At 56.1% G+C, this 13,747-nt stretch carries 4 protein-coding genes; all 4 read left to right on the forward strand.

All coding sequences use genetic code 11. The features are described 5' to 3' along the window. Window positions 1-2: 2 nt before the first annotated feature. The 4 genes from NTX59_01460 (at window position 3) to NTX59_01475 (ending at window position 13,723) form a co-directional block, all read left to right on the forward strand. Window positions 3-1,499, forward strand: coding sequence for a FecR family protein (locus NTX59_01460; protein ID MCX5784335.1), 1,497 nt, complete (start codon window positions 3-5; stop codon window positions 1,497-1,499). Then, complete coding sequence (locus NTX59_01465; GenBank protein ID MCX5784336.1) at window positions 1,496-3,715, forward strand: hypothetical protein; 2,220 nt, start codon at window positions 1,496-1,498, stop codon at window positions 3,713-3,715. The genes NTX59_01460 and NTX59_01465 overlap by 4 nt, the downstream gene beginning before the upstream one ends. A 46-nt stretch (window positions 3,716-3,761) precedes the next feature. Further along, on the forward strand, window positions 3,762-6,131 hold the full coding sequence (locus tag NTX59_01470) for a hypothetical protein (GenBank protein ID MCX5784337.1): 2,370 nt from the start codon (window positions 3,762-3,764) through the stop codon (window positions 6,129-6,131). 95 nt (window positions 6,132-6,226) lie between these two features. Continuing rightward, the gene (locus NTX59_01475) at window positions 6,227-13,723 is read left to right on the forward strand and encodes a carboxypeptidase regulatory-like domain-containing protein (GenBank protein ID MCX5784338.1); all 7,497 of its coding nucleotides are present in this window, start codon (window positions 6,227-6,229) and stop codon (window positions 13,721-13,723) included. The last annotated feature ends 24 nt before the right edge of the window (window positions 13,724-13,747 follow it).

Consider the following 13,747-nt stretch of genomic DNA (forward strand, 5'->3'; position numbering starts at 1 on the left):
TCATGAGATATATCATCTCAATTATCGCGGCGGTCGCGCTGGCGCAGAGCGCTTATTGCGCTTATATTGCCTCATATAAGGGAGAGGTGGAGTATAAAAAGGCCTCATCCCAGGAGTGGAAACGGCTTGAAGGTGCCGCCGGGCAGAAACTTGCCGGCGGAGACGAACTGATGACCAAGCGCGCTTCCGTGGCTGAAATACGAATGGATTCCGGCTCCATGATAAAGCTGGCCCCAGTATCGGATCTCAAGCTTTCGGACGAGAACGGCGTACAGGCCTCGCTGGAACTCTATACGGGTAAATTGCGGGCCTGGGTGCGGAAAAAAATCGCCACCAGATTTCAAATATGGACACCGGCGGCGGTCTGCGCCGTGCGGGGCACAGAATTCTCCCTGGAGGTGGACCCGCAGACATTGCATACGCAGGTGGATCTTTTCCGCGGGACACTCGCGGTCAGGGACATCCTTGGAAACGAGCTGATGCTTCAGGAGGGCCGCCGGCTTTCCGTTGCCCCTGAAGGGCTTGGCGTGCCGCAGCAGATCTCAAAGCTGCTTGAAAGCGAGCGCCAGGGCGGCAGGGAGACGCTGACGAAGGAACTGGGGCTGGCGATGTCAAAAGAGGCGGTTTTGGCCGCCGCGGCCGAGGAGATAAAGCTGGCCGAGTATCAGCAGGGGAAATCGCTTATCGACGTTTCCGGGAACCGCGTACAGCTTGAAGAGTATGTGATGCGCCCCGCGGCCGACCAGTTCAAGCTGGTGGTGCTCAATAAGCGGGAAAGCCGGCTGGACTACTTTTTCTACAAAGGCACGTTCAACACAACGCTGCCCTCCGACCTGAGCCTCGCCCTCAGGCAGCTGGGCGGCACGCCGCAATCCCCTTCGTGGTATCTGACCGCATACCAGACCGGAAGGTCAAATACTATAGACGCAGTGGAGGAAAACGCCTCGGGCGGACATCCCGTGGATATAAACCACAACCTTGACCTGTCCGACGATGTGGACTCATATTTCGATTCCGCCACGGATATCTTTGTTCCCGTTACCGGAGCATTTTACAAAACCCTCTTTGACTACTATTCTATAAAGTACGACGGGACCCAAACCTATGCCTGGGAGCCCGCGTCCGGCATAGCCCCGTTCGCCGCCGGGGTTGGCGGCATCCAGAACACGGGCTCGGACCTTAAAACCGCCATTTTCGGCGGCAGCGCCAGCTACGCCATTGATTCAAGCTTTCCGGACGGGACATTCCTGCACAACCGTATACGCGAAACATACGGCGCGGGGGCTGATTTCACACAGTACGACAATTATATTATTGATAATGACGGCAAAACGGCGGGCATCGCGGACTTCGCCGGCGTAACCAGCGGGCCGCAGTACAAGGAAGCCCTGCTGAAGTGGAACTTTCAGCAGGTTATCACTTCAAGCTTTTTTGGCGGCCGCAAAATAGACCTTGTGGTGGAGCCGAAAATACTGATACAGTCGGGGCTTGTGCAATGAGAACACCTTCATTATTCGCTGTTCGCTGTTCGCTATTTGCCGAACTGGGGCGATTTAAAAGGATTTTAACCCTGTGCCTCCTCACGGCGGTTTACTGCGCGCCGGCTTTCGGCGCAACGGTCAGGTGGACAGGGGAAGGTAAAAACAACAAGGCCTCAAACAGTATGAACTGGAGCGCAGGCAGGGCGCCAGGTGAAAATGACTATGTCCTCTTCGGCATTCTTTCATCCAAAAACTGTTCCTGGGACCTCAACATCAAAATCTCCTCATTCGCCATGACGACTAATTATAAAGGAAAGGTCAGGCTCCAGACCTCCAGGCTTGAGGTGGCCGGTAATATGAACATTGAGGGAGGGAATTTTGACCTTCAGGCAGGGTTTCTCACCGTGGGCCGCCGGATATATGTCGGGTTTGGCGGCGCCCTTGAACTTTCCAATGGGACGCTGAGCGTGGGTCCGACGGGCGTTCTGGTGGATAACGGAGGAACTTTTTTGTCAACGGGATATTCTCCGGCCCGGATCACGTCCGCTAAGCCTGATGAGTATTACAAATTTATTGTCGGGCGGGGCTATATAACTCTGTCCAATCCAACTGGAACAGAGGTGGAGGGTTCCCGGGGCATGACGATCTATTCCCTGGCGGAGGTCAAACAGGCGGATTTCGTCAAGGTGAAACGGATTGAGCCGGGGGCGTCCGCCTTAAGGATATTCAGGGCGAATGGTAATAAAATAGAGCCTAAGGGCTGGACTTTTGATGCTACGGTGGAAAACAAGATAGGCACGCCGGATGCTAAGCTGGAAAAGTCTGAACTGGCGGCCATGGCCGTGGAAACCCGCACCCCCGAATATATCTCGCCTCTCGCCGTTGTGTCGACTATCACCCAACCTGTGCCGCTTGCTGAAGCTCCGGCAGCCGAAGTAGCCACTCCCGCCATTCTGCCGACTATCACCCAGCCCGTGCCGCTTACTGAAGCCCCGGCAGCCGTGGAGCCTGAAGAAACTCCTTTTGCGGGTCTGGATGAATATGAAACCGCCAGCGCGCGGGCTAATTTTCAGCCTTACCTGGCGGTCCAGCTTAACGGAGGCCAGTATTTTTTCCAGCGGGAGCAGGGCAATCTTTCCGGCAATCTGAATGTGCTGGCTTCCATGGTGATAAAACATGAAAAACTGGGGCCGAACTGGACGATAGTTCCCGTGGTTTCATCGCAGTACCAGGGAACAAAGCAGGTGGCCGACTTGGTGGGCGGGGGCACGCTTTTTCAGGAAAGGATGTCGCACTCTTTAGCCGTTCGCGGAATCTACCAGCTCTCCCCTAAATGGAAGCTCAAGCCCGGCTTGGGATACAAGTGGGAGTTTCTTAAAGAAACCAGGGACGAATCCTGGGGACACGGCCTTTTTGACTACCGCCGCCCCAGTTTCTCGCTTGAGGGGGAATATGCCTACAATGACCCGTTTTCCTTTACCATAGGCTATGACTTTTACCATATAGGATTTGTAAACTTCACTTCCCTTGAATCCATAATCAAGGATTCCCAGGGGAATTCCATGGCCCGGGAACTGTCCGGGCGCTCCGTTTTGGATTCAGACAATCACTCTCTTGTGTTCGGGGGAACATTACAGGGGCCGTGGCGGAGTTATGCCGAGGGAAATCTGGTTACAACCCTGCGCCTCTTCCCGGACCAGCATGTGGTTACCCAAACAGGGGATTTTAATAATTCTACCCGCAAGGACCTCTCCAACCAGTTCTCCCTGGCCTGGAGAATTCCCCGCGAAATTTCGGCGAGCTGGAAAGCTGTGGGCGGGGTAAGGCTGGCGGCAGGATTCAATACATCCAGCCAGAACAGCTACGACGCCCAGAGGTTCAAGTTCCTTAAGGACTACTATGATTCCACATCTATAAGTGCAGGTGTTGATTTAAGTCTCTATCGAAAGCTAAGGGAAGAGCGGTCCCTGGAACTTAGCCTCTCGGCTACCCTGGGCCGGGTGGGCTATAGCGGCCGGCAGGCCCAAGATGCATCCGGGCTCTACCTGAACGACAAGATCTATCAGAACGAGGCGATTTTAAGCATTGGTTTAAGCTATCCCATCGCCCCTCACTTCATGTGGACTTCGCAGTTCGGCTACGGCAGGCAGACTTCAAACCAGAATTTTGAGAAGCTTTACAGATACAACTTCACGACCACGAACTACAGGGTCGGATTCGGTTACGAATATTAGGGAAGAGATTACAGCTATTCGTCTTATTAGCTATTAAGGAGACCGTATGAAACATTTATTCAGAAATTTTAAATCCATTTTTTTCTGCCTCATTCTCATGGGGTACGGGGCGGGCTTTGCCCAGACGAACCCTCCCCAAAAAGTAAACTTCCAGGGAAGGCTTACGGACCTCGCGAACAATCCCCTGAACGGTTCCTTTGAACTTGTCTTTTCCTTATATGACGCGCCGGCGGGAGGAACAGCTCTTTGGAACGAGACCCAGACGGGTGTTCCCGCCGTAAACGGCGCCGTGGAGGTGATCCTGGGCTCCGTGACTCCCATTCCCTACTCGGTGGTAAAATCATCCACAATATATCTTGGGATCACCGTTGATGGCGAGGCCCTGAACCCCCGCCAGCCTTTCAATTCCGTCCTCTATTCATTGAACACCTACCAGTTGGCGGGAAAAACATATGACACATTCGTAGACACCTCCACGGCCCAAACGATAACCGGCATAAAAACATTCAGCGCCAATCCCGTGTTCAACGTGGACGCGATAGGGCAGGAAAGGATAAGCGGCTTAACCGCGGCGCTGGCCGCGAAGGCTGTCGCCGCGACTGTAGCCGTTGACACAACCACGCTGAAGACGCGGATAGACGGCATTGCAGGCGACAGCCTGGGCAACCATATCGCCACCACCACGCTGAATATGGCGGGTTTCAATATTACCAATGTGCGCGAAATAAATGCAAGCACCATAACCGCAGCCGGCAATATCACCGCGGTAAAGTATTACGGTGACGGGTCCGGTTTGACCAATATCTCGGCGGGCAACAGCCTGGGCAACCACATCGCCACCACCACGCTGAATATGGCGGGTTTCGGCATTAACAATGTGCGCGATATAAATGTAGGCACCATAACCGCAACCGGCAATATTACCGCGGTAAAGTATTACGGAAACGGTTCCGGTTTAACCAATCTCCCAGCGAGCGACAACCTGGGCAACCATATCGCCACCACCACGCTGAATATGGCGGGTTTTGGCATTAACAATGTGCGCGATATAAATGTAAGCACCATAACCGCAGCCGGCAACATTACCGCGGCAAAGTATTACGGAAATGGTTCCGGTTTAACCGGTATTACAGGCGACAGCATGGGCAACCATATTGCCACCACCACGCTGAATATGGCGGGTTTCAATATTAACAATGTGCGCGATATAAATGCGAGCACCATAACCGCAGCCGGCAATATCACCGCGGTAAAGTATTACGGTGACGGGTCCGGTTTAACAAATCTTTCAGCGAGCGACAACCTGGGCAACCATATCGCCACCACCACGCTGAATATGGCGGGTTTCGGTATTTACAATGTGCGCGACATAAATGTGAGCACTATAACCACCACGGCTGCCGGTGTGATATTCAGCACAAATGTTTATATTACAAACGGCAACTTCAGCATCGGCACAATAAGTCCAAAGGCACTGTTTCAGGTGGTAGGAGCGTCATTTACTGTGCTAAGCACGGGCAATGTCGGTATCGGAGATACGAACCCCGCGGAGAAGCTGACCATAATCGGTAATGTCAGAGCCACAGGGGATTTGGCGATTGGATTTGGCAACACCCCTGTCACGCTTCGTATAGGAGAGGGAGCCGGAGAAAGCACTATTCTGGCGCCCGGCAATCAAAGTTTGACGATTCAGGCGACAAGTTCTTATGGAAATGCGGTGAAGGTTCAGACTTACAACACCGCCAAGAGCGCATTTTTGGACAGGTTCGTCGTCAATGGCGCATCTGACACGGCCAATGTTTACACCCTCAACGCCAACATGGGCATCGGGACGGCGAGTCCGGGGGCCAGGCTGGACGTGGTCGGGAATGTGAAAATCGCGGATGGCACCCAGGGCGCAGGCAAGGTCCTTACCTCTGACGCAAACGGACTTGCAACTTGGGTGGCCATCAGTTCCTTCTCGGCTGGAGACAGCTACGGCGGCGGAAATATCTTCTGGCTGGACGCTTCCAGGAATCACGGTCTAATTGCCGCGACAGCGGACCAAAGTACGGGAATAGCGTGGTCTGTCTCTGGTGCCAGAACAACAGGGGCGACTCTTGATGCTGTATACGCCGGCAAAGCAAATACCAGCAAAATCATTACCATTGAGGGAGCAGGCGGCTATGCCGCGCAGGTTTGCGCCGATTACAGCGTTATAGTAAACAATGAATATTATGACGACTGGTATTTACCTTCATGGGGGGAATCATATTTATTATCCCAAAGTGGGATTCAAGGTCTTACTGGTTACTATTGGAGTTCTACGGAGCACGATTCTGGAGCCGCGTATGGTGTGGACATGTCCGGTGGCAAACTCGACATGGGCAAGCTTGCTGCCAGCTATTTCCAAGTCCGTTGCATCCGCGCATTCTAGGGTAGTGGGGATCAGGGAGCGTAGGGAAAAGTAACCGGTAATCAGTAATCGGTGACCGGTGGAGAAATGGAAAAAGGTGTCAGGCTGCTTTTTAAATGAAGGGAAACTACGGCAAAGATATGTATTTTAGAGTTGCTTTAAAATCTTTTGCAAGATACCTTGTACCGGTCTTGCTGGTTACCGGTTGCTGGTTACCGGTTACTGGTGTTGCCGCGGAGCTTGCGGGAGCAACTAAGAAGATACAGCGCAATGCCGTAGCCATGGGTGGAAAACGCTCCTCGGGCGCGACGAAAACCATGAGCGCCACGGCGGGAGAAAGCGCGATCTCCATCTCGACCGGCCAGTCAAAGAAAATACGCAAGGGGCATCATTCCATAAGATACTACCCGGCTACGATACTCGACCTCAGCGCCAAAACAGGCTCCGCGTACGGGGAGGCCATACTGACCTGGACGGCTCCCGGAGCGGACGGGATGGCGGGAAGGGCCTCGGGATACAGGCTCGCATTCTCAACAACCGGCCCCATGACTTCCGAAGCCGGTTTCGATAAGGCGGCGGTCTACTCCCAGAGTTTTGCGCCGTTGCCGGCGGGCGCGGCGGAAAGCCGGGTCTTGAGCAAACTGCCTTTAGGCACAACAGTTTATTTCGCTGTCAAAGGAATTGAGCCCTCGGGCAACAGAGGCTACATTTCAAATTGTCCCTCGGCATATGTAACCGCGCCCGCTAGCATATTCGGAACGGTCGCCTACTCCGGCGCGCAGGGCGGCAAGCTTGTTGTCGCGGTTTTTGATTCCACACGGGTTTTCACAACGGCAAACCTCCTGGCTTTCACACAGCTCGCCCAGGCCGGCGGCTATAGTCTCACCGGCATTAAACCGGGCAGCACCTTCTATACCGCGGGATTCGTGGATGTGAACCAGAACCTGAAACCTGATACCGGGGAGGACTACGGTTTTTATGGCGGTACTTCTCCCATATTACTCGGTAATCTGGCCTCGGCGGAATCCGCAACAGGAGTCGATTTTGAGATCCTGGCGGCCTCCACCGCGCAATCGGGGACGATTTCCGGCAATATCTTGTACTCGGGCGCGCAATCCGGGTTGTTGCGCATAGAGGTTTTTAACAATTCGGCCTTCTCGGGCCAGCCGGTAGCGGCGATATCCACAAGTTCCGCCGGCGCATATTCGCTCAGTGTCCCGGGCGATATCGCCTATTTCATGCGCGCGTTCATTGATCAGAACTCCAACGCGGTTTTTGATGCCGGTGAAGCTTCGGGGCTCTTTGGACCCAAAAACCAGGGAGCCGAACCTGTCTTCGTTCCCAAGCAGGGAGCCTCTCCCGGAAAGGATATTACTATCTACGACCCCGGCTGCTCTGCGGCGGGCTGCTCGGGCTTTGGAACGTCAACCATCTCCCCGTCGACAGTTACGGCCGGCAGCCTGGCTGACATTACCATTCAACTTATAGTCGGGCCTTCCGGAATGCAGCCCGGCGGTCTTGCCGGATTCGGCGTAGCTCCCGGATGGGGCGCGCTGCAGAACAACTGCACGGGATGCAATGCTTATGTCGCTTTGACGCTGACAAGCACAAATACCGTGGAGGCGGCTTTAGATGCCGACCCTTCCACTGCCGGCCTGGAGCCTCTGACAGGGCAATTCTCCGCCACGGCCAGAGTAATGTCAGGCTCTTTGAATCCGGGAGACACCGTCCAGTTCACTGTTTCAAAACTTCCGGCTCCATGCTCGTCCAATACGAGCATATTCAAAGTGATCACAGCCCAGAACGCTAATGCGGCGGCGCAGTCCCTTTTCTCGGGCTCGCCCGCCATTTTAGTCCAGCCTGGCGGGGCCGTTACAATGGCTTTCTCGCCGGTAAGTCTGGTTCTTACGCAGTTCACCACCTCCCAGGCCCTGCTCATGTCAGGCAGGGACCTCTGCGGAGGCGTAGCGGCCGTTTCCAACCCCACGGATGTTATTGTTTCCGGCAGAGTCTACAGCTTCTCCACCGGGCTGTTCGACCCGGACCCGGGTTTACAGTTTTCCACTTCCCAGGGGGATAGCTTCTCCACACCCATGACGGTAACATTTTCAGCCGGCCAGTCGTCCGCAACTTTGTTCGCTATAGTCTCCTCCACCGGCTCAAAGCACATTCAGGCCGAATATATACTGGAGGGAACGACCCGCTACGCCTATTGTGCGGTAAATACCCTTCAGGGCGACCCTTTCTCCAAAGTTAACCTGTCAAGCGGCGCATTTGCCACTAACCGCACTTCCATGACGATAACTCCGGACGGCGACGGAACGGGCGACATGGCCTTCATAAACTTCAACCTTGCCGACCCCGCCCTCTCATGGAAAGTGCAGATCTCCTCAAGCCCCTTTGACTCGGGCGGGCCGGCCATCTGGCAGTCTCTGGGTTACGGCAGCGCGTTGCCGGGGAAGGTGGCCTGGGACGGAAGAATAAACCTCGGCGCTGAAGCCGGGCGCACGGTCCCATCCGGAGACTATTACGTGCTCATCTCAGCGGGAGGAGCTTCAACCGATACCCTTAGGATAAATGTAATCGTAAACCAGGTTTCGGGCCAGGTGACGGACCCTGGCATCACCCCCGCCGTGCCTGTGCCGGATGTGAAAGTGCAGGCTTTCGGGCCTGTCGGGGGCCAGGTCGTTACCGATCCGGCCGGGCGTTACCTTATGTCAGGGCTTTCCATAGGAACATACACCTTCACATTTTCAAAGGGGCAGTATCTCTCCGTCTCTAGCAAAACCATCGTGGCAAGCACGATCACCGTACTTAATATTCCGCTTTTGCGCGCGCCCATTCTTGAGGTGATACCGACCCTGCAAGCCGGGGCCACGCAGTCTTATGAGCAATGGGGAGAGCTTTCCGTATACACTACCGGCTGGATAAAAAGTTTCGTGCAGCCCATAAGGCTTCCGGCCGGAACCACTACTTTTGACGACGGCGGGCAGTGGAATCCCTCGCTGCAGCAGTTCGTAACCCGCACGCGCTTCCGCTTTGAGGTCGCACTGGACACCTACACTATCGCCGCGCAGCTGGCGGGGTATTTCCCCGTGTCAAGCGCGGCATATGTCGGTTCCAAGGGGCTCGAGCTGACCCTGCCGCAGTTGAACAGGCGGGTCAATCTCTCCGGGACCATCTCATTGTCAACCGCCACGAACCCCAACCCGAATCCCTCCGGCCTGACGGTATCCGTGCTGGCTCTGTCGGGAGGCTCCGCGAAAGGATCGGCCCTCGCAAGCCTGTCGTCCGGAACCATCAGCGCGACGTATCTTATAACCGGCGTGGAGCCCGGCAGCTATACGCTGCGCGGTTTCGCGCCGGGTTTCGAGTCCGTCTCAAGCGGGCCGGTAATTGTGAGTGTGTTGGATATAACGGGCATTGACCCTCCTCCGTTTAAGGAGGGGGGTGTGATTTTGGGAACGGTTACCGTAACAGGCGACACCTCCGGATTTGCCCAGCTTGCCGGTTCCACATACCCGATCTCTATAGGCATTACCGCGTGGTCCCAGCAGACGGCCGCCCAGAACCGGGCAACGGTCTATCTCGCCTCCGCTCCCGCCGCCTCCTCGGCGCAATACAGGATACCGGGCCTCACGCCCGGAACGAGCTATCAGATCTTCGCGGATATCTCGTTTGGCGCTGATGCTGCTTTCCAGAGCCCGGGCGGATTCCCCAAGACTGTGTTTATTTCCACACAGACCCGCACCGCCAAGCTCAATTTCACTTTTGAAAAGGCGAGCGGGGCGGTGGCCGGGCTTTTGCGCCTGCCGAACCCCGCGAATGAAATAGGCGCGCCGGCGCCGGACTTCACGCTGGCGAACCTTAAATGGAAAATACTCAAGTCGGACGACCCTCAAAGGGTGGGCAGGACATTTGAGGCCCGGATATCCACAAGCCTTCCGGTATTTTTGTGCGGCGGGACTGCGCCCTCCGCCGGAACGGCGCCCGGCTGCGCCGCCGGCATCTCCAGCGCCACATTCAGGCTTTCGGGGTTCAGAACGGAAACGCTGGAACTGGAGATGTCCTATACCCCTACGGGGAGATCCAGTGTGGTCACTGTGGCGGCCGTGAACGGTTCCACCGTGCCGGCGACGCTTGATATGCGCGGCGAAACCTATTCTATTTCGGGGAAAATAATAAACCAGGTCTCGGACCCGCTCTTTAACACGAACGCGCTGGTAAGCCAGAACGCGCCGTTCTACGCCCCCGCAGGCTACCCCGCGAACATTTCCTCCACCACGGCCCGCGTGGAGGCGATAAGGAAGGAGTTCGGCGAGCTTCAGACCCAGGTCTCCACTTTCACTTTTGACGCCGCCAGGACGAGGGTGGGCTTCCTTGACCCGGCCGGCAATTTTGCCATAACCGGCGTCCAGAACGGCGTCTATCTTGTGCGGACCCTGCCGCTTAGAGCCGAAACCACCGGGCAGGTACTTGTTCCTTCCAAAGAGCAGTTCGTTACCATAGCCAACGCCAGCATGACGGGAGTGGATTTCACGCTCTCGGACGGCTTCTCCGTTTCCGGCAGCATAATGCTTGACCAGGGGCTTTCGGACGCAAGGGCCTTGAGTCTTTCCTTAAAGAACAAGCGCGGCGAGACCGTGGACGAGATCGACCTCTTGCTGGGGAATCCCGGCGCGGGAGTCGCCGCAAGTTCCGCGGATTACCTTTTTGAGCGCGTACCGTTAGGCGGCTTCTACACACTGGAAGCGAAGGACCTGGGCGCGCCCGTCAAATATGTCGCCCGGCCGCTCTCGTTCCCGGACCGCACCACCTCCCCCGACGGGCTGCAGGGCGACGTTTCCGGCATGGAGATATTGCTGAAACGCGCCGGCGCCATAACCGGGAAGCTCCGCGACGCGAACTCGGATTCCCTTATCACAGAGACGAACGCTACCCTGCTTGCGCCCAATTTCAGGATCTTCGCCATTGCCAACCCCTGGGCGGAAGGCGGGTATGTTATTGCCAAATCCAGCGTCTCCCAAAGGCCGATAGAAGCCGACGGGACGTTCCGCATCGAGCCTATAACCCCCGGGGTAACTTACGATATCCACTTTGAGCAGGATAGCTGGGACATGGCCTTCCTCAACGCCGGCAGCCAGAACTATGCCCCGGCGTTAATAGCGCAGCTGACCCTTTCCGCCGGCCAGGTGAAAGATATAGGCATCGTGGACCTGAACCAGGGCCAGTCTATCACGGGGACCGTTTCCGGCGCCTCAGGGAAACTCCTCCCGAACATAACCGTGAGCGCGGTGCCGGCGCTTGTGGAGAATCCGGCCTCGGTAAACACACAGACCGCCTCCGACGGCAGCTATACCTTATGGGTGTCCAGCTTCATTTCGCAATATTTCGACCTGACCGCCTCAGCCAGGGAAGACAACCTTGAGGAAGCGGAGGGAACGACCCTCTACGCTCCGAAAACTCTGCGCGTCGACTTACAAAAATCAGCCGTGGTAGACTTTATTCTCGAGCCTCTTCTGGGCAAGGTAACGGGGCAGGTGCTTACCGCCGACGGCGGCGCGCTCTCCTATCCCTTCGGCGACCAGAAAGGCTTTCCCGCGGCGGCGGTTTACCTGCAGCGCGACGGGACCATTTCCCAGATAAATCCTCTAGGGGATATTCTCGCCAAGACGGAGACCGACGGGACTTTCGCGGTCCCCGGCCTTTCCACGGGGACATACAGCCTGAACGCGGTAAGCCTCGGCTACATGGTTCACTCGTCCACTGTCTCGGTGACTACAGGCACGGTATCGGCCGGGGAGCTCTCCCTGGTACGGAGCGCATCGGTGATCGGTTCCATAAGAAAAGCCGACACCGCCTCGCCCACGGGCTACTCATGCCCGAACGATCAGGAGGTCAGCGCAATAGCGGCTGCGGACGACAATTTCACGCAACACATTCTGGGGACCGTGGAGAAAGACCCTGTAGCCCACACTGTGTGTTCCTACGAGATCTCGGGCTTCAAGACCGGGCTTGACTACCAGCTGGCGCTGCTCGGCGCTTCTGAAAATGATATCGTTTTCCCCTATGAGGGGGCCGTCTCTTTCGAGGCGCAGGAGTCCACCGCCACGAAGACGGTCAATCTGACCTACCGGGTGCCGGTCCCGGAGTGCCTCCCCACTTTCAAATACCTGGGCAACAACCAGATCCAGCTCAAATTCCGCTGCAATAAGGCCTTAAGAAACGAGACCGGACCGGATAACGACCTTGATTATATTCTCCAGAAGACGACTTACACCTCCGCGGGCGCCAATCTCTTATCTCCCGACGGGACCGGCCAATTCCTGGGGAACGACAAGAAGCTTCTGCAGGGACGCAAGAACCTGACCGCTGTCTATCGGCCGGCCAAGAACGAGGAAAAATTCAGCGTGAGACTGCGGGCTTTCACCGCCGCTTTAGATCCTTCCTCGGGGAACAACTATCAAATGGACCAGGTTTTCGACTTCTATACCGCGGTGGACGCCTCCAAGTCGAAGAACATGAATAATATGCAGGGCGGAAATCTGGATATGGAATCCGGGGAGGACTCCTCCAAGTCCAAGAAGAACAGCAGCATACAGAGCGGCAACCTGGTTATGGGATCTGTGGGGGATGCGGGGAACATAGAAAACACCAGCATTGCGGTGCCGCCGGGCGCTTTCGTGGAGGACGGGGCAACGGACGCCCAACCCGGAACCTCCGCAATAGTGGGGGTAAATAAAGGCAGGACTAAGGAACAAGCCAAAGCTCAGGCCTTAAGCCGGGGAGTGACGCCTCTTTCCACGGAGGAGCGCCTTAAGGACCCGGGCGCTTTCCCGCCCCGCATGGCCGCGGCTATCCAGGCTTTAAATGCCGGACGGGTAAAAGGGTTCGAGCCTCAGTCCACCGGCAGGTCGGTGGTTACGCCTTTCAGCGCTTTCTACGACATCTTCCTGCCCGCCGGAATCAGGCATGAGCTCAAGAATAAAGCGAGACTCACCCTCTCCTACGACGCGTCGCTGTCTACCTCGGCGTCCCCTACGAACCTGAATATCTGGTATTTCAACTCCGCCACCCAGAAATTCGAGCTGGAGGAGGACAGCAGGCAGATCGACACCGCGAACAATACGGTTTCTGCGCTGGTGGACCATTTCTCTGTTTTCGTCGTGCTGGCTTCCACACCACTGTATATCTCCACCAGTCCGTTCGCGGGAGCGGGGATAGAGGCCTTCAACTTCCCGAACCCCTTCAACCTGGAGACGAAAACCAGGGCTTTAAACCTGAACGCCGGCGGCGGGAATTACGCGTCCGGAACGGTTCAGGTTACCACGCGGGGGACTATAATCCGGGTCGGGGTGCCGAAAGGCGTTTCGGGGCAGGGGAAGATACGCATATACAACCTGGCGGGAGAGCTGGTCAGGGAATACGACTGCGGGTATCTTGACGGCGCCGCCGGAGCCGCGGGGGCCGGAACATATTTCTACTTTGAATGGGACGGCAGGAACGGCGCCGGCCGGGACGTGGCCAGCGACGTTTATTTAGGCGAGATCAGGATAGGCGGGCAAAAGAAAATATGGAAAATGGCCGTGGTGAAGGATCCGAAGTATAAATGATCGCCATAAGCCATAGGCCATAAG

This window comes from Elusimicrobiota bacterium (genome assembly GCA_026388155.1).
In the GTDB taxonomy this organism is placed as follows: domain Bacteria; phylum Elusimicrobiota; class Elusimicrobia; order Elusimicrobiales; family UBA9959; genus UBA9634.